The sequence below is a fragment of the Myxococcus sp. AB025B genome, assembly GCF_006518215.1.
Classification (GTDB): domain Bacteria; phylum Myxococcota; class Myxococcia; order Myxococcales; family Myxococcaceae; genus Myxococcus; species Myxococcus fulvus.
In genome coordinates this window covers 1-26,618 of sequence record NZ_SRLW01000132.1, presented here as the reverse complement: position 1 = coordinate 26,618, position 26,618 = coordinate 1, and the positions used below count along the sequence as shown (strand labels likewise).

25 protein-coding genes are annotated in these 26,618 nt (G+C 69.0%); 11 read left to right on the top strand and 14 right to left on the bottom strand.

Annotation, left to right across the window (positions count from 1 at the left end; all coding sequences use genetic code 11):
* Together FL311_RS22280 and FL311_RS22275 are read left to right on the top strand one after the other, a co-directional pair.
* The coding region (locus FL311_RS22280; RefSeq protein WP_305036165.1) for a cupin domain-containing protein at nt 1-437 on the top strand (437 nt) is incomplete at its 5' end.
* A 155-nt stretch (nt 438-592) separates the two neighbouring features.
* On the top strand, nt 593-1,498 hold the full coding sequence (locus tag FL311_RS22275; protein ID WP_141327675.1) for an MBL fold metallo-hydrolase: 906 nt from the start codon (nt 593-595) through the stop codon (nt 1,496-1,498).
* 6 nt (nt 1,499-1,504) lie between these two features.
* On the opposite strand, the gene FL311_RS22270 is transcribed toward FL311_RS22275, so the two are convergent.
* The 3 genes from FL311_RS22270 to FL311_RS22260 all read right to left on the bottom strand — a co-directional run bounded on the left by FL311_RS22270 (nt 1,505) and on the right by FL311_RS22260 (nt 4,368).
* Entirely contained in the window at nt 1,505-3,058 is a 1,554-nt protein-coding gene (locus FL311_RS22270; protein WP_141327673.1) for a HAMP domain-containing sensor histidine kinase, read from the bottom strand.
* A gap of 224 nt (nt 3,059-3,282) precedes the next feature.
* On the bottom strand, nt 3,283-3,747 hold the full coding sequence (locus tag FL311_RS22265; RefSeq protein ID WP_141327671.1) for a Fur family transcriptional regulator: 465 nt from the start codon (nt 3,745-3,747) through the stop codon (nt 3,283-3,285).
* 87 nt (nt 3,748-3,834) lie between these two features.
* Nucleotides 3,835-4,368 (bottom strand): hypothetical protein, encoded by a 534-nt coding sequence (locus FL311_RS22260; RefSeq protein WP_141327669.1) that lies wholly within the window; start codon nt 4,366-4,368, stop codon nt 3,835-3,837.
* A 183-nt stretch (nt 4,369-4,551) separates the two neighbouring features.
* On the opposite strand from FL311_RS22260, the gene ppk1 reads away from it, so the two are divergent.
* Nucleotides 4,552-6,708 carry a polyphosphate kinase 1 gene (gene ppk1 / locus FL311_RS22255; RefSeq protein ID WP_141327668.1) on the top strand — a complete coding sequence of 719 codons (2,157 nt, stop codon included), beginning with the start codon at nt 4,552-4,554 and terminating at the stop codon, nt 6,706-6,708.
* A 327-nt stretch (nt 6,709-7,035) separates the two neighbouring features.
* Here the strand turns inward: ppk1 and FL311_RS22250 are convergent, their stop codons facing one another.
* On the bottom strand, nt 7,036-8,166 hold the full coding sequence (locus tag FL311_RS22250; RefSeq protein ID WP_141327667.1) for a phosphatase domain-containing protein: 1,131 nt from the start codon (nt 8,164-8,166) through the stop codon (nt 7,036-7,038).
* A 133-nt stretch (nt 8,167-8,299) separates the two neighbouring features.
* On the opposite strand from FL311_RS22250, the gene FL311_RS22245 reads away from it, so the two are divergent.
* Nucleotides 8,300-8,734 (top strand): DUF6209 family protein, encoded by a 435-nt coding sequence (locus FL311_RS22245; protein ID WP_141327666.1) that lies wholly within the window; start codon nt 8,300-8,302, stop codon nt 8,732-8,734.
* Between the two features lie 46 nt (nt 8,735-8,780).
* Here the strand turns inward: FL311_RS22245 and FL311_RS22240 are convergent, their stop codons facing one another.
* Nucleotides 8,781-9,968, bottom strand: coding sequence for an L-dopachrome tautomerase-related protein (locus tag FL311_RS22240; RefSeq protein ID WP_194869315.1), 1,188 nt, complete (start codon nt 9,966-9,968; stop codon nt 8,781-8,783).
* Nucleotides 9,969-10,151: 183 nt separating this feature from the next.
* Here FL311_RS22240 and FL311_RS22235 point away from each other — a divergent pair, with 183 nt between their 5' ends.
* Nucleotides 10,152-12,194, top strand: coding sequence for a hypothetical protein (locus FL311_RS22235; protein ID WP_141327664.1), 2,043 nt, complete (start codon nt 10,152-10,154; stop codon nt 12,192-12,194).
* A 3-nt stretch (nt 12,195-12,197) separates the two neighbouring features.
* Here the strand turns inward: FL311_RS22235 and FL311_RS22230 are convergent, their stop codons facing one another.
* The 4 genes from FL311_RS22230 to FL311_RS22215 all read right to left on the bottom strand — a co-directional run bounded on the left by FL311_RS22230 (nt 12,198) and on the right by FL311_RS22215 (nt 17,064).
* Nucleotides 12,198-12,797, bottom strand: coding sequence for a hypothetical protein (locus FL311_RS22230; RefSeq protein ID WP_141327663.1), 600 nt, complete (start codon nt 12,795-12,797; stop codon nt 12,198-12,200).
* 19 nt (nt 12,798-12,816) lie between these two features.
* Nucleotides 12,817-14,034 carry an ImmA/IrrE family metallo-endopeptidase gene (locus FL311_RS22225; RefSeq protein WP_194869314.1) on the bottom strand — a complete coding sequence of 406 codons (1,218 nt, stop codon included), beginning with the start codon at nt 14,032-14,034 and terminating at the stop codon, nt 12,817-12,819.
* A gap of 69 nt (nt 14,035-14,103) precedes the next feature.
* A complete protein-coding gene (locus tag FL311_RS22220) occupies nt 14,104-15,960 on the bottom strand; it encodes a glycoside hydrolase family 15 protein (RefSeq protein ID WP_141327661.1) in 1,857 nt (618 codons plus the stop codon).
* A gap of 12 nt (nt 15,961-15,972) precedes the next feature.
* Entirely contained in the window at nt 15,973-17,064 is a 1,092-nt protein-coding gene (locus FL311_RS22215) for a glucose 1-dehydrogenase (RefSeq protein ID WP_141327660.1), read from the bottom strand.
* 188 nt (nt 17,065-17,252) lie between these two features.
* Between FL311_RS22215 and FL311_RS22210 the strand changes: the two genes are divergently transcribed.
* Together FL311_RS22210 and FL311_RS22205 are read left to right on the top strand one after the other, a co-directional pair.
* Nucleotides 17,253-17,825 (top strand): hypothetical protein, encoded by a 573-nt coding sequence (locus FL311_RS22210; protein WP_141327659.1) that lies wholly within the window; start codon nt 17,253-17,255, stop codon nt 17,823-17,825.
* Between the two features lie 113 nt (nt 17,826-17,938).
* Nucleotides 17,939-18,592: a tetratricopeptide repeat protein gene (locus FL311_RS22205; RefSeq protein ID WP_141327658.1), complete on the top strand. Its 654-nt coding sequence runs from the start codon at nt 17,939-17,941 to the stop codon at nt 18,590-18,592.
* A gap of 119 nt (nt 18,593-18,711) precedes the next feature.
* On the opposite strand, the gene FL311_RS22200 is transcribed toward FL311_RS22205, so the two are convergent.
* The gene (locus FL311_RS22200) at nt 18,712-20,391 is read right to left on the bottom strand and encodes a serine/threonine-protein kinase (RefSeq protein ID WP_141327657.1); all 1,680 of its coding nucleotides are present in this window, start codon (nt 20,389-20,391) and stop codon (nt 18,712-18,714) included.
* 55 nt (nt 20,392-20,446) lie between these two features.
* Nucleotides 20,447-20,797 carry a hypothetical protein gene (locus FL311_RS22195; protein WP_141327656.1) on the bottom strand — a complete coding sequence of 117 codons (351 nt, stop codon included), beginning with the start codon at nt 20,795-20,797 and terminating at the stop codon, nt 20,447-20,449.
* A 220-nt stretch (nt 20,798-21,017) separates the two neighbouring features.
* On the opposite strand from FL311_RS22195, the gene FL311_RS22190 reads away from it, so the two are divergent.
* The 3 genes from FL311_RS22190 to FL311_RS22180 all read left to right on the top strand — a co-directional run bounded on the left by FL311_RS22190 (nt 21,018) and on the right by FL311_RS22180 (nt 23,762).
* Nucleotides 21,018-21,908, top strand: coding sequence for an ABC transporter ATP-binding protein (locus FL311_RS22190; protein WP_228557000.1), 891 nt, complete (start codon nt 21,018-21,020; stop codon nt 21,906-21,908).
* A 5-nt stretch (nt 21,909-21,913) separates the two neighbouring features.
* The gene (locus FL311_RS22185) at nt 21,914-22,693 is read left to right on the top strand and encodes an ABC transporter permease (protein ID WP_141327655.1); all 780 of its coding nucleotides are present in this window, start codon (nt 21,914-21,916) and stop codon (nt 22,691-22,693) included.
* A gap of 67 nt (nt 22,694-22,760) precedes the next feature.
* On the top strand, nt 22,761-23,762 hold the full coding sequence (locus FL311_RS22180; RefSeq protein ID WP_141327654.1) for an ABC transporter substrate-binding protein: 1,002 nt from the start codon (nt 22,761-22,763) through the stop codon (nt 23,760-23,762).
* Nucleotides 23,763-23,779: 17 nt separating this feature from the next.
* Here the strand turns inward: FL311_RS22180 and FL311_RS22175 are convergent, their stop codons facing one another.
* Together FL311_RS22175 and FL311_RS22170 are read right to left on the bottom strand one after the other, a co-directional pair.
* Nucleotides 23,780-24,832, bottom strand: a complete 1,053-nt coding sequence (locus tag FL311_RS22175) for a macro domain-containing protein (RefSeq protein WP_141327653.1) — start codon at nt 24,830-24,832, stop codon at nt 23,780-23,782.
* A gap of 13 nt (nt 24,833-24,845) precedes the next feature.
* Complete coding sequence (locus FL311_RS22170; protein WP_141327652.1) at nt 24,846-25,478, bottom strand: DUF4433 domain-containing protein; 633 nt, start codon at nt 25,476-25,478, stop codon at nt 24,846-24,848.
* Between the two features lie 290 nt (nt 25,479-25,768).
* Between FL311_RS22170 and FL311_RS22165 the strand changes: the two genes are divergently transcribed.
* Entirely contained in the window at nt 25,769-26,188 is a 420-nt protein-coding gene (locus FL311_RS22165; RefSeq protein WP_141327651.1) for a hypothetical protein, read from the top strand.
* Between the two features lie 4 nt (nt 26,189-26,192).
* Here FL311_RS22165 and FL311_RS22160 read toward each other — a convergent pair.
* The coding region (locus FL311_RS22160) for an HlyD family efflux transporter periplasmic adaptor subunit (protein WP_194869313.1) at nt 26,193-26,618 on the bottom strand (426 nt) is incomplete at its 5' end.

Genomic DNA, 26,618 nt, shown 5'->3' with positions numbered 1-26,618 from the left:
TTGCCCGCCCGCCCCGGTGGGACTCGCGCCGCCGCGTCGAGCCCGCCAACGTGGCGGACGGTGAGCAGGTGGGCCGCGAGTCCTCGGCGCGGTCCGTCGACAAGGTGAACCTGGCCCAGCAGCTGGCGCTGTTCTCCGAGCACGGGGCCATCGGTGAGCTCAACGGGCGGCGCGTTCGGCTGGCGAAGCTGTCGGGCCCGTGTGCGTGGCGCCACCATGAGCACGAGGACGTGTTGTTCCTCGTGCTGAGCGGGCGGCTGCGCATGGAGCTGCGCGAGCGCACGGTGGAGGTGGAGCCCGGCGAGCTCATCATCATCCCGCGCGGCGTGGAGCATCGACCCTTGGCGGAGGAAGAGGCCCACGTGCTGCTCCTCGAGCCTGTCGACACGGGCAACGTGCGCGAGGAGCGCACGGCGGACCCGCTGGAGCACCTGTAGGGCCCGGTCGCCCGTGAGGTGCGCCGGGCTCATGGCCGCAGGTCTCCCGGACGAGCGAGCGCTCCAGGCGGCGAGCAGCCCGGGCTCCTCGTCCGTGAAGCACATCCCACCTTAGACACGGACTCGAGCGGCCTTGCGGCCTGGGACGTGTCGGCATGCGCATCCATCACCTGAACTGCACCACCCTGTGTCCACCCGGGGGCCGCCTCATGGACGGGCGCCGGGGCTTCCGAGGTCCCGCGGCGCTGACCTGCCATTGCCTGCTGGTGGAGGGAGCGAACGGGCTCATCCTCGTGGACACCGGCTTCGGCCTGCAGGACGTGCTCCATCCCCAGGTCCGTCAGAGCCCGCTCTTCCTGGACATGCTGTGTCGGCCCCAGCTGCACGAGGGTGCCACGGCCATCCGGCAAATCGAGCGGATGGGCTTCAAGGCGCAGGACGTGCGCGACATCGTCCTCACCCACCTCGACTTCGACCATGCCGGCGGGCTCGATGACTTCCCGCATGCGCGCGTGCACCTGCTCGCGGACGAGTACCTGGCGGCCACCGCGCGGACGTCACCGCTGGACCGGCAGCGCTACCGCCCCGAGCAGTGGATGCACGAGTCGCACTGGGTGACGTACCCCACGGGACAGGTGGGTGAGCGTTGGTTCGGGTTCGACTGCGTGCGCGACCTGAAGGGACTCCCTCCCGAAATCCTGCTGGTGCCGCTGGTGGGGCACACGCTGGGGCACGCGGGTGTGGCGGTGCGCTCGGGGAGCGGGTGGCTGTTGCACGCGGGCGACGCGTACTTCTTCCACGGGGAGATGGACTCGGGGCGCTATCGCTGCACACCAGGGCTGCGCGCGTATCAACGGCTCATGGAGAAGGACCGGCCCATGCGCCTGCACAACCAGCGACGGCTGCGTCAGCTCAAGCGCCTGCACGGGGACGAGGTGACGGTGTTCTGCGCGCACGACTCGCTGGAGTTCGAGCGGCTGGAGTCGCGCGAGAAGCACACGGAGACCTCGGCCTTCCGCGCGTTCGTCACGCCGCCCGAGGAGCACGTCCACCCGTTCTGAGGGGACTCAGGCGGGGGCCGACTCCAGGAGCTGTTCGAGCAGCGGCAGTTCCACCGTGCAGGTGGCGCAGTCACCGGGTGTGCCCTCCATGCGCAGGGTGCCTCCGTGGGCGTCCACCCACTGTTGGACCAGGTAGCGACCCAGCCCGGCGCCATCGTCGGGAAGGGGCAGGCCCTCGACCACGATTCGCGCCCGGGTGCGCCCCACTCGCTCGACACGAAGCCGCACCGGGTGCCCCGCTCCGAGCTCCAGCGCATGGGAGATGAGGTGGGTCAGCACCTGCTCCAAGCCCAATCGCTCCCATCGCCCCACGAGCCCTGGCTCCGCGTCGAAGAGGAGCGGGCTGCCTGCCCGTGTCGCGGACTCGGTGAAGCGCTCCATCACCTCGTGAGCCAGGTGTGACAGGTCCACCGGCTCCGCGACCTGGCGACCGGTGAGCTGGCTCGACACGTCCCACAGGTTCAAGAGCAACTGACCCAGACGGCGGGATTGTTCGAGCGCACGGCCGACTCCGTCCCTCACGCGGTCCGGCTCCGAGGAGGGGTCCACCCGCTCCAGGCCGCGCAGGAGCCACTGCAAGGTGTCGAACGGGATGCCCAGGTCGTGCGCCCTCACGCCGATGCGCGCCATCATCTCGTGCGCGTCGCTGCGGAGCGTGGCCTCTTCCACCGTCAGCGCGGACCGGGGATCCACCTCCGGGCTTCCGCGCGGTGGGGTCTTGGAGCCATCGCCGGGTCTCGCGGCCTCACCGCGCGACGGACCGTCTTCGTCGAGCAATGAGTCGATGAGCGCCTCCGCGAAGAAGAAGGTGCCGGCCCTGGTGCGTGGACGCGCGGCCTCGTCGACTCTCTCCGAGACGCCATTCGCGGCCTGCACGCTCTCGGCGCGCGGCTTGATTCGCGGGGGGCTGGCCTCGACCGGTGGCGGTGGCAGCCGGGACAGCAACAGTCCCCCCGAGGTCGCGGCCAGCGCGAGGACCAGGCTCATCGTCACCAGGGAGAGCAGCAGGACCTGCTCCTCCGTCTCCACCACGGACTGGAGGCCCGTGCCCACCTGCGACTCCATCCGGGTCGAGAGTTGATGGAGCGTCGCGTAGGTGGCTAGCCGCGTGTCCCGGGCACGCTCCTCGAACAGGGCCTCGCGTCGTGAGTGCGCGGCGCGCGTGGCGTGGATGGCGACCCACTCCCGCACGGCCTGCTCGTGCTCCTGCTCCGCTCGCAGCACCGACGCGAGCAGCGCCGCGGCGGGCGGGGCCACCCCTCGAGACACCAGCCGCTCGTGCGTGACGATGAAGCGCTCGCGAGAGCGCACCCGGTCCTCGGCGAAGAACGCATCGTCGGACAAGACGACGCTCCGCTCGCTGGAGACCTTGTCGGTGAAGGCCCTGCGCAGGCGCTCCACCTCCAGCCGGTCCATCGACATCGCCAGGAGGTTCGCCCTGCGACTGGAGCGCGCGGACACGAGCTCCACGGCCAACGTGCACGTCAGCACCAGCGCGACGAGCAGGGCCGCGATGAAACCAGCGCCCACGCGCTGGAAGAACGTCCACGGCCGCCCCACACCCGCCCCCCTCCGGACAGGCCCTAAGGTGAGGACACGCAGCTCGCGCCTACACCCCCACCCGAGGAGCGCCGACGCGCTCACGCGTGAACAGTCTCAGCGGCTCCGGATATCACTCCCGTGGGAGAGCCCATCCATGAACGGAGCGTCAGCATCGGTGCCCAGGGCAATCTTGCGAACCGGTCGCATGGAAGCCCCGGGCCGTCAATCCGGGAGGCGCCGGCTCACGTCCTGGCGAGGGGCTCGCAGGCCGAGCACACGCCGAACAGCTCGTGGATGTGCCCGGTGAGTCGGAAGCCCAGGCTCTTCGCCACGTCGTTCTGGAGCAGCTCGATGGCCTCGAAGTGGAACTCCACCACCTTGCCGCACGAGGAGCAGATGATGTGGTCGTGGTGCTCGCGCTCGAAGGCGCGCTCGTAGCGCTGGCCCTCGCCGCCGGAGACCAGCGTCTGGTGGATGAGCTCCGCCTCCACCAGCAGCGGCAGCACCCGGTACACGGTGGCCGGGTGCACGTCCTCCGCGCCCCGCTGCCGCACGGAGCGCACCAGCTCCTCCGCCGTGAAGTGCCCCACGTGCTCCAGCGCCGCGCGCGCCACCGACTCGCGCACCAGCGAGCTCTTGAGCCCCTTGCGCCGCACGAAGGCGCGAAGGTGCTCCAGCGCACGGTTCAGCCCCTCGGGACCCAGCATGGATGGATGAGACGCCCGACGCATGGCCACATCATGCGACTGGGTCGCACTTCACGTCCAGTCAGGCGACACCCCGGGCGTGGGCGCTCAGCCCTGGGTCGTCCCCGGGGTGGCGGGCGCCTGCGCGGGGGAGGCCGGGGCCTCGCCACCGGAGGGCGCCTCGAAGCTGCCCGTCTCCGGGTCCACGGACCAGGCGGAGAACTTCTGCTGCTTCACGTCCTTGAGCTTCCCGTCCTGGTAGCAGACGGAATAGACGAGGAAGAACTCCTTCTCCATCGACGGCGTGCCGTGGCGGTAGCAGTCCGCGCCCGTGGCGTCCTGCTCGCGCGTCATGGGCCGGCCCAGGAGCGCCACCACCTGGTCCGACGTCATGCCCCCGTGCATGGACTTGAAGCCATGGGGCGTGACGACGCGGAAGGTGTTCGCCTGCTCGCGGGCCATCACCCAGAAGCCCACCGCCAGCGTGACGGGGATGAGGGCCGCGACGAGCGCCACGGCCCAGCGGCCCTTGGAGGCCTTGCCTTCCTTCTGGAAGGCCGTGAAGAGGTTGCTCGAATCCGTTGGCTCGGCAACCAGGGCGGCGTTCGGCGGGTTCTCTGTCGGGCTCACGTCGACTGACATGCCGTTCCAACAGCCCGGATGCAAGAAACTCCACGCGACCTGTCCGGTAACGCCTGCCCGGCGCCTTCCCAGGCCTTACATCGGGGGCGGAGGGGCTGCCCTTCGTGACACGGAAGTTCACAATCCGGGGGTTGCCGTCCTGCTACATCCCCCGCCGAGGTAGGAACCCAGGAGCCGTGAGAGATGGCGAAGCGAGGGGCCGCCGGACGCAGCACCCAGAAGCCGTTGGAGCGAGACGTCCTGCCCGCGGGGACCGACCCGGAGGAGGGGCTCTTCTTCAACCGCGAGCTGTCCTGGTTGGCCTTCAACGACCGGGTGCTCCAGCTGGCCGAGTCGGCGGACGAGCCGCTGCTCGAGCGGCTGAAGTTCGTGGCCATCTACGCGCGCAACCTGGATGAGTTCTTCATGATTCGCGTCGCCCGCCTGCACGAGCAGGTGCGCGGCAACGTGGCCCGGCTGGTCCCCGACGGCGCGTCCCCGGGCCAGACGCTGGACAAGCTGCACGAGGGCATCTTCGAGCAGAGCAAGCGCCACAGCGCCATCTTCGAGAAGCTCCTGCGGCCCGCGCTCGCGGAGAAGGGCCTGCGCATCCTCTCCGCCAAGGACCTGGACGCCGAGCAGCGCGCGCAGGTGGACCAGCGCTTCAAGGAACAGATTTTTCCCGTGCTCACGCCGCTGGCCATCGGCCTGGGCCGGCACTTCCCGTACATCTCCAACCTGTCGCTCAGCCTCGCGGTGCTCTTGAGGGACCCGGACGCGGGCGAGGAGAGCGTGGCGCGGGTGAAGGTGCCCAAGGAGCTGCTGCCGCGCTTCCTGCCCCTGAAGAACAACGTCTTCGTGCCGCTGGAGGAGGTCATCGCCCAGCACCTGGGAGATTTGTTCCCGGGCATGGAGGTGCTCAGCTGGAGCCTGTTCCGCGTCACCCGCGACGCGGACTTCACCGTGTCCGAGGACGCGGAGGACCTGCTCAAGGCGGTGGAGACGGAGCTGCGGCAGCGGCGCTTCGGGGACGTCATCCGGCTGGAGGTGCAGGCGGGGATGAGCCCCAAGCTGCTGGAGCCGCTGGTGGAGGCGCTGGGGCTGGAGTCGCGGCAGGTGTACGAGGAGCAGGGGCTTCTGGGCCTGGGGGACCTGCAGGCCATCGCGTTCGCGCCCGGCTTCCCGGAGCTGAAGGACCCGCCGTGGACGCCCGTCACCCAGCCCCGGCTGCGCCCGGACTCGGACGCGCCCGAGGGGACGACGGTGATGGCGGCGATGCGGCGGGGGGATTTGCTGGTGCACCACCCCTACGACTCGTTCGGCTCGTCGGTGGAGCGCTTCGTCACGGAGGCGGTGGCGGACCCGGACGTGCTCGCCATCAAGCAGACGGTGTACCGCACGTCGGACAGCTCCCCGCTGGTGCCCGCGCTGATTACCGCGACGGAGAACGGCAAGCAGGCCGTGTGCATGGTGGAGCTCAAGGCGCGCTTCGACGAGCGCACCAACATCAAGTGGGCCAACGCGCTGGAAGAGGCGGGCGTGCACGTGGTGTATGGGATTCCGTCGCTCAAGACACACGCGAAGGCCATCCTCATCGTGCGGCGCGAGGGCGAGCGGGTGCGGCACTACGTGCACGTGGGCACGGGCAACTACAACCCGAAGACGGCCCGGCTCTACACGGACATGGGCCTGTTCACCACGGACCCGGACATCGGCGCGGACGTGGCGGACCTGTTCAACTACCTCACCGGCTTCGGCCGGCCCAAGAGCTTCCGCAAGCTGCTGGTGGCGCCGCTCACCATGCGCGAGGGGCTGCTCGAGCACATCAAGGCCACCGTCGTCGCGCACACGCTGGAGCGCCCCGCGCGCATCCAGATGAAGATGAACGCGCTGGTGGACCCCATCATCATCCGCGCGCTCTACGACGCGTCCCGCGCGGGCGTGAAGGTGGAGCTCAACGTGCGCGGCATCTGCTGCCTGCGCCCGGGCGTGCCCGGCGTCTCCGAGAACATCCGCGTGGTGTCCACGCTGGGCCGCTTCCTGGAGCACGCGCGCCTGTACCTCTTCGAGCGGGGACAGGAATTGCGCTGCTACATCGGCTCCGCGGACCTGATGCCTCGCAACCTGGACCACCGGGTGGAGATTCTGGCCCCGGTGGAGGACCCCACGCTGGCCGCGCAGGTGCGCGACTCGCTGGAGCGCAGCCTCGCGGACAACACCCACGCGTGGGAGCTGCAAGCCGATGGCACCTGGAAGCGCCTGGTGCCACCCGCCGGCGGCGAGAAGCGCTGGGCCCAGGGCGAAATCATGGAGCGCGCCACGCGGGCCGCCCAGTTCCCCGGGGCCCGTCCCCTGCCCTGAGGCCCCGACTCAGCGCGCCGAGGTGGACCTCGCCGTCCACCAGGAGCACCGGGCCTTGCCGCGCGGAGGCCGCGCCGGAGGGCGTGGGCGCGCGCGCGGGGTGCAGGAGAGGAGCCTGGGGGGCTTCGGACTCCGGCTGATGGCGCGCACCCGGTACCAACGCGGGGAGCGTCCGGCGAAACGAATGGACCTGCTGGCCACGGGGGCCTCGCTTCCTTCAGGGGTGTGGAAACAGAGGAAAGACCGGAGAATCAGGCGCGCCTCTGCCACAGCTGCAGGTCCGAATTCAAGCCTTAATGATAATTTACCGCCAGGGCCGAAATTGACTCACCCCGGTCCGCGCTCGGAGTCCTCGCGGCGGTGGGCCTCCACCTCGAGGACCTCGTTCCACTGAATCCACCCGGAGCGGGCGGCGTGACGCGCCGCGCTGGTGGTGTCGTCCACGGCGAGCATCTGGCTGCCCGCGTCGCGGATGTCGGCGGCGATGGCCTCCAACTCCCGGGCGCGGCGGGGGTGGCCGGGCACGTTGCGGATGTAGACGCCGAGGATGCGGCCGGGGAACTCGCGGACGATGGTGCGGTAGTGCTCGGCGTCCTCCTGGCCGCTGTCGCCGATGAGGATGAAGGGCAGGTGGTCCAGGTCCGTGAGCAGCCCGCGAATCTTCTCCAGCTTGTGGCCGTGGCCGCCGCCGGGGGCGAAGCCCGTGCTGGACAGGCCCCAGTCGCGCAGGAGCAGCGGCCCGGTGGGGATGTGGTGCAGCGCGAGGAACTCGTCCAGGTGCTCGTACAGGTTCCAGGGGCTGCTGGAGACGTAGAAGATGGGGTTGTCGCCCTGGCCGTCCGCGCCCGCCTGGAGCGCCGCGTAGAAGGCGTCCACGCCCGGGAAGGGCAGGCGCACGCGGTGCTCGGTGAGGAACAGGGCCCAGGCGCGCTTGAGCAGGTCCGTCACGCCGGTGACGATGACGGTGTCGTCGATGTCGCTGATGACGCCGTAGCGCGCGCTCGTCCCGGCCACGCGCACGGGGGCGGCCACGCGGGGCACGCCCTCCGGCTCGGGAGACAGCAGCTCCAGCTCCACCATGTGCCAGCCCGAGCGCACGCCCTCGGGCGGGGGCACCCACAGCTCCAGGAAGCCCTCCTCGTCGGTGGTGCCCTCCCAGCGCTTGTCGCCCCAGCGCACCGCCACCTTCGCGCCGGCGATTTCGCGCGTCATGTAGCGCTTGTAGGAGGCCACCGCGCTGCTCCACACCGTGTGGCGTCGCTGCTGCGGCTGGATGTGGCGGTCCTCCAGCACGCGCGCCTTGATGACCGCGCGCTCGGGGGTGCCGTGGCCCCGGTACGGGAGGATGCGCAGCGGCGGGGCGATGCCCAGCGAGCGGCGGAGGCTCCGGCTCATTGCGTCATAGCGGGCGTCGACACGGACGGCGAGTCGGTAGAAGGCGGGTCTGAAGTCGGCCATGGCGCGGAGCGTAAGAAGTGGGAGGGGGGACTGTAGAAGACTCCGGGGCCCGAGGCGGAGCAAAGCCGCGCGCCAGGTCGCGGGCACGCTCCGTATCCCAGGTGCCGTCCCCCACTCGACAAGGAGTCACGCCTTGCTGCGTCGTCATGTCCGCTGGTTGCTGGCCGCCGCTTCCCTGCTCGTCGCCTCGGTGGCCTGGTCGCAGTCCACGCCGAGCATCACCTTCCAGTCGCCCTCGCAGGGCTGGAACGTGTTCGCGTCATCCAACCCCCTGCCCTTCGGCGCCACGGCGAGCATCGTCTTCGACGTGTCGCGCCTGACGCAGTGCCGGGGCAACATCAACGCCACCACGCCGGGGTGGACGATTACCGGCCACTACCAGTTCAACAACGGGCCGGTGCAGAGCTTCTGGGTGGCGGGGTTCTCCTCCACGCCCAACCCGCCCGCGCCGTCCATCCCGCTCAACACGCGCGGAGACCTGGCCATCTGGTTCGAGAACACCAGCCGCTGGGGCTGCCAGGCGTGGGACTCCAACTTCGGCAACAACTACCACTTCAACGTGCAGTGATTCGCGAGGGGGCCCGGAGGCTCCGGGCCCGCCTTGCTCCGCGGACTCACATGCCCGCGACGCCGCCGATGCCGGGCTTGAAGCGGTAGATGAAGTACGGCGCGTTCGCGGCGATGTGCGCCTTGGACTGGAGCATGTGGTGGGGGATGGCGCTGTCGGCCACGTAGAGCCAGCCGTCCGGCCCGTGGTTGAGCGCGTCCGCCCAGCGCAGGCGCGGGGACTTCACCAGCGTCTCCAACCGGCCATCCGGGCTCATGCGCAGCACCGCGCCGTGCTCCACGTCCGTCACCAGCACGTTGCCCTCCGTGTCCGCGCTGAGCCCGTCGTTGAGCGGCTTTCTGCCCACGGCTTGGAGGCGCGTGCCCAGGGCCTCGTCATCGAGCGCGCGGTCCTTCAGGTCCGCGGTGCGCACGCGGTACATCGTGTCGTGGTTCATCGCGCCGAACCACAGCCACTCGTCGCTGGGGTCCAGCGCGATGCCGTCCACGCCGCACTTGAGCGCGGCGAGCCCCCCGAAGAACACCATGTCCTTGATGGGGTTTCGGATGATGAAGTCCTGGGGGAACACGGCGTCGTGCTTCTCCAGCACGCGGCGCGACTCCTTCGTCGCCACGTCGTGGACGATGAGCGCCGGGGAGCGCCGCCAGAAGCCCACGTCCGCGATGAACACCGTCTGGCCGCGCGCGTCCACGCGCAGGTCCTGGAGGAACGAGCCTGGCGGGGCGATTTGCGGCGGGACGTCGTACTCGTGCGCCAGGTGGCCGGTGGCCAGCTCGAAGGCGAGCAGCCGGGGGACACCGAGCCCGTGGTTGCCGTGGTCGATGGTCCACAGCCAGCCGCGCCGGTCGATGGTGATGCCGAGCACCGTGTCGAACAGCCGCGCCTGCACCGCCTCCGAGGGGAAAGGCACCGCCTTGCCGTCCACCCACTCGAACAGCTTCGCGCCCTGGGGCCGGCTCTCCGGATGCAGTGTGTAGAAGACGCGGCCCGTGGAGGAGACCGCGACGTTGCCGATGGGCTCGGGGCTGCGCACCACCTCCTCCAGCGCGCTGTCCGGGAGCAGGGGCATGCCCGTCACGTCCGGGTACGGTTCGCCTCCCCCGTAGCGCAGCCGCACCCCGACCAGCGCGAGCGCCACCAGGCCCACCACGGCGATGACGGCCTTGAGCCCCCGGGCGACGAGCGCGCGAGGTGCGGGGGACGACGAGGGAGCGGAGACGGTCGGTTCGGCCATGAGCGGGATTGGGGAGAGGGACACCCACCAGACGTGGTGAGTCATCACTCTCCCTCAATACGGAGGCCGACGACGAGTGGTTCTCTTCGCCGTCCTCGAGGGCGAGCAAGCCCTCGCGTGGAGAACAGGGGCTCCGGGTCGAAGTACATGGCCGGATGGCAACCCCGTGCGTAGCATGGCCCCATGACGACCTGGACCGCCCAGACCTTCAACCGTGTCCTGGCCGACCTGAAGGCCGCGGCGCGCGCCGAGCCCAAGGAAGAGCAGCGGGCTCGCGCGGACTTCCCCGCGGAGTGGGACCCCGTGAGCTTCGCCTGGCTGGACGCGGCGCTGCTCGCCTGGCGGCTCCATGGGCTGGAGGATGACCAAGGGCAGACGCTCGCCGACCGACAGCTCGCCCGCGCGGGCCAGGGATTGTCTCGCGCCGAGCGCGTCATCCTGAAGGGGCTGGCGTCCTCCTGGTGCTCGGTCTTCGAGGTCGTCGAGGTCTGGCGGGACCAGGGACTGCGCCTGCGTGACCTGCTCCTCGACGAGACGCTCGACGTCCGGGAGAAGCTCCTCACCCACGCCGTGGAGCCCGGGGACCTCCTGGCGTCCTGGGTCATGCCGGCGGACGACCACCTGGAGCTCACCGGTGGCGTGATGGCCGTCGCCGAGGAGCAGCGCGCCCCACTCTTGAAGAAGCTCCGCCCGGCGCTGAAGTCCTTGCCGCCCGAGGCGGACTCCGCCACGCGCCGTCGGGAGCTGCGGCGACTCGCGCCACGGCTCTATGGGCAGCTGTTCGAGCTGTCACGCCCGGCCTTCGACCCCGAGGAGGCCCTGGACTCCTCGGAGGAGCTCTTCGGCGCCACCCACCACCGCGCGTTCCTGGACTTCGTGGGACGGAACAAGCGACGGGGCTCGGCGCGACAGAAGGAGCTGGAGCCAGGGTCCGCCTATGTCTTCAAGCTCGGCCCCATCGAGACGACCCAGGATGGCGCGGCGTCGTTCTATGTCGCGGTGCGCGCCGACGGCGAGGTGCTGCCCCCCGTGATGGCGGTGCGAGACGCGGAGGGACTCGCGCAGCTCGCGCCTGTCTTGAAGGGCACGCGGTGCTACTGCGAGAGCCGACTGACCCGGAGCGCCAAGGGACTGGGGTTCACCTCGCGACCGACCCCTCCCTCCATCAGCAGGCTTCGCGCGCTGCTCGCGCTCCAACTCCTCCAGGGGCCTGCCCGTCGCGAGGAGAGGATTCCTCCCGACAGCATGGCGGCCCTGGTGGAGTCCTCCGCGGACTTCATCCGGGCCGCGCCTTGGGAGTCCTGGAGCAACGAGGAGCTCTTCCTCGTCTCGCTCGGGGGCAGCCTCCAGGGGACCCAGGAGGTGTCCGTCATGGGCAACGGCGGCTCCGAGTACGGCCTCTCCCTCTTCGACAAGCCGGGCTCCGCGGAGCGCCTGGCTCGGACGGAGTTCGCCCGGCCCGGGGTCCAGGCGCTCCTCCCGGAGGTGCTGGGACTGACGCTCGAGGACACGCCGGACTGGGCCTCGAAGGCCGTGCAGCAACACACGGGCATCCCCTTCATCCCGGAGCTGCTGCGCGTCACGCGCAACAAGCCGCGGCTGGCCGACGCCCGGGAGGTGCTCCTCGCGGCGGCGGTGGCGCGGGCGGTGGCGCGGGCGAGGCCCGGGGACTTGCGCGTGGAGGAGGAGCTGCGCGTGGGGGACCTCCACGTGAAGGTCCGGTTGGAGGTGCCGCTCCCCTTGTTCACGGGACACTACGTGGGCGAGCGCGACCTCGGTGAGCTCCTGGAGCTGCCGGGTGCGCGGGTGAAGAAGGTCCGTGAGCCCACGCGCGAGGTGCCTCGGCGCAAGGTGTCCGAGTCGCTGCTCGACTTCGCCCAGCCGCTGTTGGAGCGCACGGGCGGTGGGTTCCTGGACGAGTCCGCGGTGTTCACGCGCCTGGCGCTGGCGCTCACCACGTGGAACGCCGTGGTGCAGGACCGATGGGAGCCTCGCAAGGGCTGGGTGGAGCATGCCCGGGCCACGCTGCGGCGGCTGGCGCACCCGGACCGGCAGGAGTTCCTCGCGGGCTTCGAGGCGCTGGTGGAGCGCAAGCAGCGTCACTTCGCTGACGACCCGAGGTTGCTCACCGGGCTGGACCTGACGGTGGGCCGCACGGGGCAGCCCGGCATCAAGGTCATCGGCGTGCTGGCGCCCGGGGCCTGGCCGGAGTTCCTGGGGATGTAGTGCTCACGACTTTCGTCGTGTCGTCGAACCCTTGCGCTTCTGGAAGCCCTTCACGCGGGCCTTCCAATCGAAAATCGCGGCGCCCGTGCTTTGCCGCAATTCGCTCGCGTGGGCTTCCACCGACCCACGGTACGAGGAGGGCCTCTTCCAGCCATTCCTCTGCGCGGCCAGCGTCTCCAAGTCATCCGCCTCTTCAAAGGACATGCAGCCACAAGCGACCATCCACGCCAGCAGACTCAGGAAGTCGAGGACAGGAACGCCGAGCCTGTTCGCGGTCCTGGCCGCTCCACCATCAAAAGTCGCAAGTGGCAGGAACCGTTGCTTCTGGGCCGCCACCAGCACTACGGCCAGTGACTCCGCTTCACCCAGGTCCTGGTTGCTGAAGAGCCCGCCTCGAATCCTCGCCAACTCGTCCCACTCACGCGAGCCGGGTACGACCGGATGCTTCGTCATCCGCAGCTCAGTCAAGAGCTTGCGCAGTCTCGGGCCATCCTTGCTGAGCTCCGCATGCACGCTGGCCGCGACGTGGAGTGGTGCCAGCCCCTTGAGCCGGGGGAGCGCTTCACACTTATCCAATCGGAACAGGACACAGGCATCCAGCATGATGCCTTCCGCGGGAAACCTATGCGCTGACATTCGCCGCGTGTTCCCCACGAGGAATGACGTAGTGCTCGTCGTCGAGCACGATGTCACGCTCTTCCAGAATCAACCGCCAGTTCGACGTCGCGGAGAGCCCCAGAAGCTCGCGCCAGCGACCTGTCGTGATTCTCTTTTGAGCCAGGGCGATGTTCGCGATGTCCAGCAAGGATCCACGTCGCTCCAGCGCAATCAATCCATCGGAGCCAGTCGTCCTCAGCTCGCGATCATCCATGCTCGCGAAAGGAGGTGCTCTCTGGACCTTGTTGCGCAGCATGGTGGCTTCGGACCAGAAGTCGCAGTTCACCAGGTGGTGAGCCATGGCCTCCACGCCCATGCCGAAGTACAGCGACAAGGACAGCAGATGCTGCTGCGTGGGAGGCGTGCCCGCACCCAGGCCGGACTCTCCCAGGAAACGCCGCACGGCCAACCTGGGCGCGAGGAAGTATGCGGCGAAGGCATTGGCTCGCTTCTCGAGGTCGGAACCCCGTGCTCCCTTGACCTCGACATGCCCGTAGTCTCCCTTCGGGGGACGATCGAACAGGGCGTGACACAGCTCGTGCGCGAACGTCATTCGGGCCGCCGTCACGAGCCCTCCCCGAGCCCTTGCATTCACGACGACGCAGGGAGGCGCCTTCGCGGCAATCCAGGTCGCACCATCCACAGATTCGGAGGCGAACTGGGTGAAGAACGTGGCAATCCCGAAGCGGGCCATGTCTGCCCGCACGGAAGGAATCGGATTCAACGGGTTTCCGAGCTCCTTCCGCACACGCCCAGCCAGCACTTCGGCCTGAGCCACCACGCTCCCCTCGACATTCAAGGGCCCGAGTGCGGCTCCGCGCTGAGCCCACCAGTCAGGCAACTCCAGGAAGCGGGAGAGCGCGTGGTAGTCACGCGCGGCCGTGGACACCTTGGCCAGGCCCTGCATGAGGGTCGCGGGGTCTTCTTCGTGTGAGGCGGACTTCAGCGCGATGGCTGGGGCCTCCCAGAAAGTCGCGCCCGAAAACAAATCGTCGAGCACCCCACCCAAAGTCCCCACGAGGCTCACCAACGTCGAGACCTCGACACGTCCCGTCCGCTCCGCGATACGGACCTCGGAGTGAGGGACGCCCGCACGTTGCGCCAGCTGCTGCTGGGTCAGGTCCCACGCCTTCCGGGCCGTGGCCAGACGGGTGGCGATCTGCTTGGCGGAGTTCGTCTTCACGGCTCCAGTTTTACCATGCCGCCCCATATCACTCGTCAATAGATGTCGAGTGGTTCCAAGCCCGCATCGTCAGTCCTTGCGCCCCAGCGTCCGGTCCAGGTTGTACGCGGCGCTGATGAGCGACAGGTGGGTGAGCGCCTGGGGGAAGTTGCCGAGCGACTCGCCCCCCATGCCCGTCTGCTCCGCGTACAGCCCCACGTGGTTGGCGTAGCCGAGCATCCGCTCGAACATCAGCCGCGCCTCCTCCAGCAGGTCCGGCCGCGCCGAGTTCGCCCGCGTCATCGCCTCCACCAGCCAGAAGCTGCACAGGTTGAACGTCCCCTCGCTGCCGGGGATGCCGTCCAGCGTCGCCTCCACGTCGTAGCGGTACACCAGCCCGTCCGACGCGAGGCCCCCCTGCGACGGCGGCTGACGCAGGTGGTCCAGCATGGACAACATCCGGGGGTCCACCGGCGACAGGAAGAAGACCAGCGGCATCAACAGGTTCGCCGCGTCCAGCGTGTCCTTCCCATAGGCCTGGATGAAGGAGCCGCGCTTCTCGCTCCAGCCCTGGACCATGATGTCCTCGAAGATGGCGTCACGCGTCGCGAGCCACCGCGCCCGGTCCGCCGGGAAGCTGCGCTTGTCCGCCAGCCGGATGGCCCGGTCCAGCGCCACCCAGCACATCAGCTTCGAGTACACGAAGTGCCGCCGGCCTCCGCGTATCTCCCAGATGCCCTCGTCCGGCTGGTTCCAGTGCTCGCACACCCAATCCACCAACCGGCGCAGGTGCATCCAGAAGTCGTAGGAGATGGGCGCCGCGTACTTGTTGGACAGGTACACCGAGTCCATCAGCTCGCCGTAGATGTCCAGCTGGAGCTGGTCCGCCGCCGCGTTGCCGATGCGCACCGGCCTGGCGCCGCCGTAGCCCTCCAGGTGCGACAGCTCCTCCTCCTGGGGCACCGGGCTGCCGTCCAGCGCGAACATCAGCGGCAGGGGCCCGTCCCCGTGCTCCGCGCACCGCGCCTCCACCCACCGCATGAAGGCCGCCGCCTCCTTCTTGAAGCCGATGCGCAGGAACGCGTAGACGGTGAAGGCCGCGTCGCGCAGCCAGCAGAAACGGTAGTCCCAGTTGCGACTGCCACCGGGTGACTCGGGCAGGCTGCACGTGGGCGCCGCGACGATGGCCCCCGTCGGCTCGAAGGTCATCAGCTTGAGCGCCAGCGCCGAGCGCTGCACCGTCTCCCGCCAGCGGCCCGTGTACTGACAGCTCGACAGCCAGTGGCGCCAGTAGTCCACCGTGTCGCGGAACAGCGACTCCGCGGACGCGTGGTCGTGCACCAGGTCCTCACACGACCTGCGCAGGCCCTCGCGCAACGAGAAGACCGCGGACTGGTTCTCCTTGAGCTTGAAGCGCGCGGTGACGCCCCGCTCGGCGCGCTCGAGCTTCACCGAGGACGACAGCGTCATCTGCAGCGTGCTCGACTCGAAGGCCGCCCCACCGCCGATGAGGTGCGTCTGGTGCGAGTCCCGGGCGTAGTTGAAGGCCGGGAAGCACTCCAGCTCGAACGACAGCTCACCGCGCACCACGCGCACGCGGCGGATGAGCTCGCGCACCTGCTTGATGCCCTTGCGCTCCATGGGCATGAAGTCGACCAGCTCCCCCACGCCCTCCGCCGTGTAGAAGCGCGTCACCAGCACATTGGTGTCCGGCCAGTAGAACTGCTTGTGCAGCACGCCGTCCCGCTCGGGGCGGATGCTCCAGTGGCCGCCCTTCTTCGGGTCCAGCAGCGACGCGAAGATGCTGGGGCTGTCGAAGTGCGGGTAGCACAGCCAGTCGATGGTGCCCTCGTTCCCGACCAACGCCACCGTGCGCAGGTCACCGATGACGCCATGGTCCTCGATGGGGACCGAGTCCCCCGCCACCGCCTTTCTTCCCACCCCCATGCGCACCTCGCTTCAACGGAAGGAAATGACGTTCTTGATGCCACCCGACACCTTGCCAGTTACCACGTCGACGAAGGCCTCGGGAGGATGCCGTCCGGTGAGCAGCCGCTCCACCGCGCCGGGCCACGTCGCCCGGAAGTGGCTCAGGTCCTCGAGCGCCATGTCGAAGTCCAGCCCCGCCGCGTTCACCGTGCCGGACACCACCTGGTTGTGGAGCACCAGCTGCTTGAGCAGCGCGGCCCCATCCACCGTCAGCTCCTCGCCGTGCGACGGCACCCCCGTGAGGATGAGCACGCCGTTGGGCGCCAGCGCCCCGAGCACGTCCACGGCGGCCTTCGCCACACCCGTGGCCTCGTAGATGACGTCCGCGGCGCCGACGCGGCGGACCAGTTCCTGGGCGGACACGTCCTGGGTGGACAGGTAGGGCGCGCCCACCTCGCCCGCGATGACCTCCTTCGGGTTGGGCGGGCGCTTGTGCGAGTACACCGTGGTGGCGAAGCCCCGCCGTATCAGGGCCAGCATGCCCAAGAGGCCCACCGGTCCGCCGCCGAGCACCACCGCGCGCCCCGGCGCGGGCCTCCAGGGCAGGCGCTCCTGGATGTGGCCCAGCTGGCGCAGGCCCTTCTGGGCGATGGTGAGGGGCTCGGTGAGGACCGCGACTTGACGCAGCTCCGAGGGGACGCGGTGCACGTAGGCCACGTCCTCGACGAAGAACTCCGAGCAGAAGCCGTGCGCCTCCTTGATGCCGCGCTCGGTGAAGTCGCCGGTGATGCAGTAGTCGGGGTGTCCTCCACGACAGGCGGTGCAGATGGCGTGGGGACAGGGCCTGCGCACGCGGGGCACCACCAGGTCGCCCTTCCGCACGCCCTTCACGGCGGAGCCGACCTCGATGACCTCACCCAGGCACTCGTGGCCGAGGATGAGGTAGTCCAGGCCTGGCGGCGGCGAGCCGTAGGTGAAGGAGGCGATGTCCTTGTCCGTGCCGCACACGCCCACTTCGTGGGTGCGCACCTTCACCTGCGTGGGCGATTGGAGCTGGGGCTCGGGCGCGTCGTTGATGACGCGCACCTCTCGCTTCCCGGGAAAGACGGCGACGGCCTTCATGCGCGGCTCCTGCGACAGGCGGGTGCGGAATCCTGTGTGAGGTGTTCACCCGGAGGCCGTGACACCAGGGGGCTCGGGGTGGAAGGCACGGTGCGCCCGCTCGCTCGCCGCCTGGGGGCTTGTTTCCGACGCGAGGGATGCACGAAACCGCTGCCAGCCGGAGGCCCGCGGGTCTATGAGTGGAGCTTGTGAGCGAGCCCACCCCCGCCATCCCCATCGACGACGACAAGCCCCTGGCCAGCCGCTCCACGGCGATTGGGACGGTGGCGTTCCTCATCCTCGCGCTGCCGTTCCTGGTGCTCGGCCTGTGGCTGCTGGATGGGAAGTCGCGGATGGATTTGCGCTGCGGGCCGGGCGGCCCCTGCACGCTCACGAAGTCAGGCTGGCTCACGCGCGAGCCTGTGGCCACGCTGCCGCTGGACTCGATTCAGTCGGTGAAGGTGGAGCGCACCAAGAGCGCCCGTCGCAAGTCCGTGCCCATCTTCCGGCCGGAGCTGATGACGACGCAGGGCAAGCTGCCCCTGTTCGCCCAGTGGGCCACCGTCGAGAGCGAGGCCACCGCGGTGAAGGAGCAGGTGGAGCGCTACCTCGCCTCGCCCGCCACGCAGTCGCTGGAGGTGACGCGGGATGACCGACGCTCCTCGCTGCGCGTGGGCGGCGCCTTCACCGGCGTGGGCGTGGGGTTGCTCGTGTTCAGCCTGTGGCTCGCGTGGCGCACGCGGATGCACCGGCGCCTGGAAGCAGCCCGCGTCTCGGAATGACGTGAGCACGGGTGGGCATCGCCCCGGGGGCGGGCCGGTTCCTGTCCGGGGACTCCGTGTTAGCGTTGCCAGACATGGAAGCGTCTAGAACCCTGAGAAGCTGGGGGGCATGGGTGATGGTGCTGTGGGCCTGGTTCGCGCCAGGGCTGGCCCTGGCGGAGGACGTGAGCCCGTTCCGCCGCCGCATGGAGCGCGCGGGCGCGCAGTACGAGGCGCTGGAGTACGAGAAGGCCCTCCACTGGCTGACCCAGGCGAGGCAGGTGGCCTCCACCCCCGACGAGCAGGTCGAGGTGGCGCTCTACCGGGGGCTGGTCCTGTCGGACCTGGGACGCAGGAAGCAGGCGCTGGAGGAGTTCCGCGCGGGCCTGTCCCTGAAGCCCGATGCCGTGCTGCCCGCCGCCACGGGTCCCAAGGTGGAGCGGGACTTCGAGTCGGTGCGCAAGCAGGTGCGGCAACAGCGGGGCATGGCCTCGGCGGCCGCGCCTCCCGCGAAGGTGGAGGAGCCCGAGGCCCCTGCGAAGAACGAGGTGCCCCCAGCCGTCGCGGTCCAGGAGGCGCCAGCTCCCACCCCCGTCGCGCCGGAGCCGGAGCCGGAGGCGCCGCAGAAGAAGGACCTGCGCTCGAAGCTGGGCGCCGCCGGGTCCACGCTGGGGAAGAACGTCGGCAACGCGCTGGGCTCGGCGCTCGACTCGGTGATGGGCTCGAAGAAGAAGCCCGAGGAGCCTCCTCCCGCGTCCCCGGATGCGGCGAAGAAGGACGAGCCGTAGCGCGGGGTGGCGTGCGCCGGCGGGAGGGCCATGCGCGACTCCGGCGCGCGTCGAGACCTTCCACGGCGGGTCCGCGAGCGGGGGACTTCGCCCGAGCACTCGACAGGCCTCGACGTCGCTCACTCCTGCGTCAGGTTCAGCTTGAAGACGTTCGCGGTCCCCGCCTTCACCTCGAAGCTGCGCGTCACGCGCTTGCCCAGCCGTGAGTTCACGGCGGTGATGGTGTGGTTGCCCTCGGCCACGTCGATGATGCCGAGTGGCGTCTCGCCCAGCTTCTTGCCATCGAGATACACGACGGCATAGGGGCGGATGCGGAACTCCACCGTGCCCGTCACCGCTCGCGCGGAGCCGACCTTGCGCGCCGTGCCCTCGGTGTTGCCTGTCACGGGTGCGAGGAGGCCATCGTCCTCCTCGGGCGCGGAGGGCTCTGTCGGCCGTGGCGCGGCCTCCTCGGCCTGGACGAGCTCCACGCCGGAGGGCGCGGGCTGTTCTCCTTGCGTGGGCTTCACCTCGGAAGGCACGGGTCGCGCTCCCTCCGTGGGCTTCGTCTCGGCGAGCCTCGCGTCGGAGGGAACGGGCAGTGCCTCCGCCGTGGGCTTCGTCGCGACACCGCTGTTCACCGAGACCTCGGGCACCGCGGGCCCGGACGGCGCTCTCCCGAGCAGCGCATAGCCGCCACCCGCGACGAGCAGCACCGCGCCCGCGACAGCCACCGGCACGCGCTTCTTCCCGCGCGTCGCACCCACGTCCTCGTGAGGCCGCTGCCGGGTCGTCTGCTCGAACACGGCCGCGTCTCTCGCCTCGGCCCGCTTCTCGCGCGCGGGGCCCGAGGGCGCGGTGCGCTCGGCCTCGCGGTTCGTGATGGGCGCGGGCGTCGCGGTGGCGCGCTCCTCCACCACCTGCTCCACGGACCGCGCAATCTGATACGCGCCCACGGGCTCGCCCGTCGACAACACGAAGCGCTCGAGGTCCGCCTGGAGCGCGCGACAGTCGGGATAGCGCTTCTCCCGGTCCTTCTCGAGCGCGGTGGAGATGATGGACTGCAAGGCGCTCGGGACATCGGCGCGATGGCGACTCACCGGCGCCGGCGGACGCGAGACGATGGCCTGCATCATCGCCAGCTCCGTGGCCCCCTCGAAGGGCAGCCGCCCCGTGAGCAGCTCATACAGGACGACCCCCAGCGCATACACATCCACGCGCCGGTCCAGCGGGTCCGCCTGACATTGCTCGGGTGGCATGTACGCCACCTTGCCCTTCACGATGCCCGTCTGCGTGCGGTGCTTCTGCCCCGCCACCTTCGCGATGCCGAAGTCCACCACCTTCACCGCGCCCTGCCGCGACACCAGGATGTTGTCCGGGCTCACGTCCCGGTGAATCAACCCGAGCGGCTGCCCCGTGCCCGGGTCCGCGAAGTCATGCGCGTACGCGAGCCCCTCCGCCGCGAGCGCCACCACCTTCGCGCAGATGTTGGGCGCCAGCGGGCGTCCTCTCGACGCGGCCTGTCGCTGCCAGCGGCGCAGGTTCGGCCCGTCGATGAGCTCCATCGCCAGGAAGTAGCTGCCCTCGGCCTCACCGAAGTCGAAGATCTGGACGATGTGGGGATGGTTGAGCTGCGCGACCAGCCGCGCCTCCTCCAGGAACATCTCCACGAAGGACGGGTCCTCCACCAGGTGCGGGAGGATGCGCTTGAGCACCAGCGTCTTCTCGAAGCCCCCGGGCCCGGCCACCTTCGCCAGGAACACCTCCGCCATGCCACCCGTCGCCAGCTTGCGGACGAGCTGATATCTCCCCACGTGCATTGCGCGCAGGTTCCCCCAGCTTCCACCGGGAAAGGAACCCCCCTCGTTCCGGACGCTAGGACACCAGCAACCCGATGACGCGCCCCAGCCCCACGCCCAGCGTCACGCCGAAGCCCAGGCCGAACCGCGCCCGGTCGAACGCATAGCGCCAATCCCAGACGCTCACGCCCCCAAAGCCCGCCACCAGCGCGCCCGCCAGGATGGGTGACGCCAACCCCAGGAGCAGCGCGCCCTCGAAGTCGTCGACGAGCGGCTCCGGCCAGAACATCGCGCTGAGGCCCCCCAGCCCCGACCCCAGGAGCAGGTAGAACCCCAGGGCCCACGCGCCGCCGCGCTTGTCCTTCGCGAAGACCGACAGCACCCCGACCACCAGGTCCCCCAGCACATCGGTCACGACACTCAGCATGCCCCCGGGTCTAAGGCGGTCGAGCAGGCGCGGAAAGCAAGCGGCGGAGGCATCCCTAGTTTTCGGACGTCCGGCGAAGGGTCCGCAGGCCGATGACGGAGTGTGGAGGAGACGACACTCCCCTCCGGGCGAGTGAGGAAGCAGGGTGACGGGTGCCCCCGAGGCAGCCCACACCCCCTTCCGTCTTGCGTACATGTGCCTAGCTTGTGGCCGATGCTGCGTGCCCTCCTCGGCCGATGGCGAAGCTCGCTGCGCTTCTTGCGTCCGGCCGACGTCAGCGCCGCGCGCGAAGATTTCCGTCACCCAGCTGGGGCATCGCTACGGCAACAAGGTCGTGGCCTTGAAGGACGTGGACCTGAACGTCCGCTCGGGTGAGTTCGTCTGCCTCCTGGGTCCGTCCGGCTGCGGCAAGTCCACGCTGCTCTACGCGCTCGCGGGCCACGTGCGCCCCACTGGGGGCACGGTGTCGATTGATGGACACAGCATCGGAGGTCCAGGGCCGGACCGGCTCCTGATGTTCCAGGAGGCAGCGCTGTTCCCGTGGCTCACGGTGCGGGGGAACATCACCTTCGCCCTGGCGGCCCGGGGGGTGCCTCGCGCCGAGCGCAAGGAGCGCGCGGACCAGTACATCCGCCGCGTGCAGCTCCAGGGGTTCGAGGACACGCTACCCCACCAGCTCTCCGGCGGCATGAAGATGCGCGCGAGCCTGGCGCGGGCGCTCGCGGTGGACCCGACGGTGCTGCTGATGGACGAGCCGTTCGGCTCGCTGGACGCGCAGACGCGCATCCACATGCAGGAGCTGTTGCAGTCCATCTGGATGCGCACGCACAAGACGGTGGTGTTCGTGACGCACGACGTGCACGAGGCCCTGATGCTGGGCTCGCGCGTGGTGCTCATGGCTCCGCGGCCCGGGCGCATCGTGAGGGATTTGGAGGTCCACCTGCCCATGCCGCGTCATCCGGACGACGCGGCCCTCACGGAGATGGTGCGCCACATCCAGGGGCTCCTGCGCGAGGTGGAGCGCGAGAGCGAGCCCGAGCCCGAGCCCCCGCGCGCCCAGGAGCCTTCCGCCGCGCTGCCCGTGGCGGGACTGCCTCGTCCGGTGAGGTGAGAGCCATGAAGCGTGATTCGGCGCTCAAGAACTACTCCCAGAAGCTGGGGCTGGTGCTGTTGCTGCTCGGCGTGTGGGAGGGCGTGGCGCGGATGGGCATCTGGTCCTCGTACCTGTTCCCCGGGCCGATGACGGTGGCCGAGAGCCTCTGGCGGCTGGCGTCCGGCGGGCAGCTGTGGGGCGCGACGCTGCGCTCATTGGGACGGTTGGGGCGCGCGTACGTGATGTCGGTGGGCATCGGCGTGCCGCTGGGCCTGCTGATGGCGCGGCTGGCGTTCTTCCGCAACGCGGTGAAGCCGGTGGTGATGGGGCTGCAGGCGCTGCCGTCCATCTGCTGGTTGCCCTTGGCGCTCCTGTGGTTCGGGCTGACGGACGGGGCCATCCTGTTCGTGGTGGTGATGGGCAGCGTGCTGGGCATCGCCATCGCGACGGAGGACAGCATCCAGGGAGTGGATCCACAGTTGCTGCGCGTGGCGAGCACGTTGGGGGTGCGCGGGCTGCGCTTCCAGTTCGGGGTGCTGCTGCCGGCGGCGCTGCCGGGCATCGTCACGGGGTTGAAGCTGGGGTGGAGCTTCGCGTGGCGCGCGCTGCTCGCGGGGGAGCTGCTGTTCGTGTCCGGGGGATTGGGGCAGCTGCTCACGGTGGGGCGCGAGCTGATGGACGTGCCGCAGGTGATGGCGGTGATGGTGGCCATCGTGCTCATCGGCGTGACGGTGGACCGGGTCTTGTTCCAGACGGTGGAGGGGCGGCTGCGCCGGCGCTGGGGCTTGCAGCCGGCGATGTGAAGCGTCCGACGCTCGTGTCGTGACACGTGTTGCCAGGGCTGGCTTCGCGTCCTTCTGCTGGGTGCCTATGCGTCTTCTTCGTTTCCTGGCGGTCGTGGTGCTGATGGGCGTCGGATGCAAGCGCGAGTCGGCGCGAGGGCCGGACGATGCGCTGCGGCTGGGGTTCTTCCCGAACATCACGCATGCGCAGGCGCTGGTGGGGAACGCGGAGGGGGCGTTCGCGTCGGAGCCTGGGGTGGGGAAGCTGGAGGTGAAGCAGTTCAACGCGGGGCCCGCGGCGATGGAGGCGTTGGTGGCGGGCTCGTTGGATGTGTCCTACGTGGGCACGGGGCCTTCCATCAACACGTTCCTCAAGGCGGGGCGCGAGCTGCGGGTCATCGCGGGCGCGGTGAACGGGGGCGCGGTGTTGGTGACACGCACGGCGAAGAGCGCGGCGGAGCTGAAGGGGAAGAAGCTGGCCACGCCGCAGTTGGGGAACACGCAGGACATCGCGCTGCGCTACTGGCTGAAGCAGCAGGGCATCGAGACGAACCTGGACGGCACGGGGGATTTGCAGATTGTGCCGCTGAGCAACTCGGACATCCTGGTGCAGTACCTGCGCGGGGGAATCGAGGGTGCGTGGGTGCCCGAGCCGTGGGGCACGCGCATGCTGTTGGAGCCGGGGGGCGGCGGGCAGGTTCTGGTGGATGAGAAGTCGCTGTGGCCGGGTTGGCGGTATCCGACGACGGTGGTGGTGACGACGCGGAAGGCCATCGAGACGCAGCGGCCGCGCATCGTCGCGCTGTTGCGCGCGCACGTGAAGCTGACGGAGCGGTGGGAGCAGGAGCCGGAGGCGTTCGCCACGGCGGTGAACGCGGCGTTCGGGCAGTTGACGAAGAAGCCGTTGAAGCCGCCGATTCTCCAGGGGGCGTTCTCACGGCTGGAGCCGAGCCTGGACCCGGTGGGCTCCGCACTGGCGGCGGCCGCGCGGCATGCGCAGGAGCTGCAGTTCATCCCCGCCTCGGACATCAACGAGCTGGTGGACTTGAGCCTGATTGAGGAGGCGCGGGGACAGAGCGTGAAGCAGTGAGTCGCCCGCGCCGCTTGTCACGCTCGGGTGAGCCAGCCTTGTTGCTCGAGCCTCTCCCATGCGGCCTGCACATGCGCGGGACTCATCAACGAAGCCTTGCGCGTATTCCAGGCATGCACGTCCCGAACGGCCTCTGCCGCCGACTTCGCAGGAGTAGGCGCGCGGGTCGCAACCCAATGAACCGTCGAGAGAAGCTCCATGCCGAACGGTGTCTCGAAACCAGCGATGAGCCTTGCGACTCGCTCGAACCGTTCCTGAATCTCAGGATGTTCCTGAATGATGGCCTGAGCTTCGTCGGATGCTCCGGGCAACAACCGCAGTTGCTTTTCAGGTGAGACGGACCCATCACCGAAACCTCGAAGGTAGTGCCCCTCGAGCTTGTTCAAGACGTGCCTCAAGTTGTCGGCATAGGGCCCGTACCGATGCGCGATGAATGAGAGACGCAGCGGCTGGCCTGCCTCCTGAAGGAGGTAGAGGAGCTTCTGAATCTCCAGCAAGCTGACAGACTCTTCATCCAACCCCGCGTCGATGTAGCGACGCATCAACCCCAAGAGTCCGGCACGCCCTTCTGTAAGAGAGGGACGCGCTGTCCTCACCGGCATGGTCTCGGGGTCAGGCGCGCCATGAGGAGGATAGACGAGCACGCGAACGGCAGGGACACGCCCAAAGGATTCCTTGATGAGGGGGAACACCTCCGACCAGTCCAGGCCCCCATTGCCACAGCCAAGAGGAGGGACGGCAATCGACTGGATTCCCCTCCGCTGGATCTCCTCGATAAGCGAATCAAGGCCCGTACGAATCCACTCCAGGCGAGAAGGCTGGCGCCATCCCTGCTTGGTCGGGAAGTTGATGATCCAGCGCGGCCCCATCAAGGACCCAACGTCGAAGACGTGGACTCGACCCGTCTCGATACGACCTGCTTTCGCCTCTCGTTCGTAGTCCTTGAACATCGCGGGGAACGCCCGCTTGAACTGGAGCGCGATGCCCTTGCCCATCACACCTTCCGTGTTGACGGTGTTGACGAGCGCTTGAACGTCCGCTTGGAGGAGATTGCCCTCGGCAAGAATCATAAGTAGCCCCTTCTTAGGGGTAGTAACAGTCGAGTCTGACGTGAACCGGAGGACGATGAGCCGCCGCACCCAGGAGCGACGTCACCTTCCGCTGCGTAGCAGGCCCATGGACCCAGATTTCGTGAATCGCGGTCCAAGGAAAGAAGTCGAACACCAGGAACTCAGCTTGGCGCTCCTCTTTGCACTGCTGCCATTTCACTTGGGGCATTGCGTGCCACTGGACCAGGGGCAGGTCGACAAGTGACGTGTGGAACTGAGTGGTGTACGCGGCGGCGGCGTTCGTAGTGGTGAAGGCCCACTTACCCAGCGAGGTTACGGACCCGACGCGTGAGACCAAATGCACGATATCCACTTGGCAACCCGGCGGGTGATTGGTCGAGCCGCGATTGACCACGTAGAGCATCACTGAGCGCGGGCAGAAGTAGAAGGGAACGAAGTCCCCCACGAACGTTCCGGGATGACTCGGCACTGGCTTCGTCAGGCGCGAAGTCTTGATGCTCGTATTCCCGATGTTCGTCGCGACCATGTTCCGTCGCGCAAGCCCCCCATCGGAGAACAGCCCACCCGCATTGATGATCCCTGGAAGATTGCTCAGGTGCGAGATGTGGAAAATCTCGGGGTTTGTCGGATGGGGCTGCCAGTTCACACGCGCACCAGAAGGTCTTCTTCCACAGTTCCGCTTCTACCAAGGGACCGTCCAAGGAGTGACCTAGCACACGCGACCACGAGGTCGCATCCTGGATGAATGAATCCGGCTGTGCGTGCGCACCGGGACATCGCTGGACTGAGGTTACCTTCACCCCGCGACTCTGACCTCGGCGCGCCCAGTCGCAGGCTCATCCACATGGGCTGCGTCCTGGTGAATCCGCTTTACGGCTGAGCCTCGCCTGCGGAGAAGTGTCCCCCCTCACAAGATTGACCTCAGCCAGAGGGCCCATGACCCACGCGTTGATGACCCTGCTGCTTCTCCTGCCAGCCTGCGCGCTCTTCCAGCGGCCTCCTCGACCCGTTCATGCGTCCACGGAAGAAGCCGCGAAGGTGGAGTTTCCGCTCGCGCTTCCCGAAGAGGGGCGGCAGATCATCGGCGGGTCCACGTTGAAGGCCATCCAGCTCGCGATGGATGACTACCTCCCCTGGGACCACAAGACTCCCAGCTCCGCGACGCCTCTACAGCAGTGTCTCTCCCGTCGCGAAGCCTATGACGTCGTGGCGGCTCCTGGCCCCCAGGACGTCATGTTCGTCAGCATTGTTCCCAACCCGGACGTCTGCGACGTGGGTGGACCTCCGTTGCTCGACGTCGGAGCCACCTACGCCATTGATGTGGCCGGCTGGCGCATCCTCTCCGTCCAGCAATAGCTGCTCAGTGCCCCAGGCTGTCCACGCCTCGCAGCGGGCGCATCAACGCGGAGACGAGTCGCTCGCGGCGCACCACGAACTCGGCCGTGCCCGTCATGCCCGGACGCAGCTTCACAGGAACTCCCGCCGTGGAGCGCGGCGCCTCCGGCACCCTCACGTCCACTCGATAGGGCGAGGCCCCCAGCGTGTCGTCCTGCCTCCGCGTCGTGTCCCCCGCGACGCGTGACAGCTCCCCCAACAACACACCGAAATCCTGGAACGGATAGCCGTCCAGCTTGATGCGCACCGCCTGCCCCTCTCGCAGGAACGTGATTCCCTCCGACGTCACCGCCGCGCGCACCACCAACGCATCCTCCGACGGCACCACCAACCCCAACACGCTCCCCGCCTGCACCACGTCCCCCCGGTCGAACACCGTCAGCCCCTGCAC

Coding starts and splice junctions, on each gene's coding strand:
- FL311_RS22275 (WP_141327675.1), top strand. CDS start 593: ATGCGCATCCATCACCTGAACTGCACCACCCTGTGTCCACCCGGGGGC.
- FL311_RS22265 (WP_141327671.1), bottom strand. CDS start 3,747: ATGCTGGGTCCCGAGGGGCTGAACCGTGCGCTGGAGCACCTTCGCGCC.
- FL311_RS22260 (WP_141327669.1), bottom strand. CDS start 4,368: ATGTCAGTCGACGTGAGCCCGACAGAGAACCCGCCGAACGCCGCCCTG.
- ppk1 (WP_141327668.1), top strand. CDS start 4,552: ATGGCGAAGCGAGGGGCCGCCGGACGCAGCACCCAGAAGCCGTTGGAG.
- FL311_RS22250 (WP_141327667.1), bottom strand. CDS start 8,166: ATGGCCGACTTCAGACCCGCCTTCTACCGACTCGCCGTCCGTGTCGAC.
- FL311_RS22240 (WP_194869315.1), bottom strand. CDS start 9,968: ATGGCCGAACCGACCGTCTCCGCTCCCTCGTCGTCCCCCGCACCTCGC.
- FL311_RS22235 (WP_141327664.1), top strand. CDS start 10,152: ATGACGACCTGGACCGCCCAGACCTTCAACCGTGTCCTGGCCGACCTG.
- FL311_RS22230 (WP_141327663.1), bottom strand. CDS start 12,797: ATGCTGGATGCCTGTGTCCTGTTCCGATTGGATAAGTGTGAAGCGCTC.
- FL311_RS22220 (WP_141327661.1), bottom strand. CDS start 15,960: ATGGGGGTGGGAAGAAAGGCGGTGGCGGGGGACTCGGTCCCCATCGAG.
- FL311_RS22215 (WP_141327660.1), bottom strand. CDS start 17,064: ATGAAGGCCGTCGCCGTCTTTCCCGGGAAGCGAGAGGTGCGCGTCATC.
- FL311_RS22200 (WP_141327657.1), bottom strand. CDS start 20,391: ATGCACGTGGGGAGATATCAGCTCGTCCGCAAGCTGGCGACGGGTGGC.
- FL311_RS22195 (WP_141327656.1), bottom strand. CDS start 20,797: ATGCTGAGTGTCGTGACCGATGTGCTGGGGGACCTGGTGGTCGGGGTG.
- FL311_RS22185 (WP_141327655.1), top strand. CDS start 21,914: ATGAAGCGTGATTCGGCGCTCAAGAACTACTCCCAGAAGCTGGGGCTG.
- FL311_RS22180 (WP_141327654.1), top strand. CDS start 22,761: ATGCGTCTTCTTCGTTTCCTGGCGGTCGTGGTGCTGATGGGCGTCGGA.
- FL311_RS22175 (WP_141327653.1), bottom strand. CDS start 24,832: ATGATTCTTGCCGAGGGCAATCTCCTCCAAGCGGACGTTCAAGCGCTC.
- FL311_RS22165 (WP_141327651.1), top strand. CDS start 25,769: ATGACCCACGCGTTGATGACCCTGCTGCTTCTCCTGCCAGCCTGCGCG.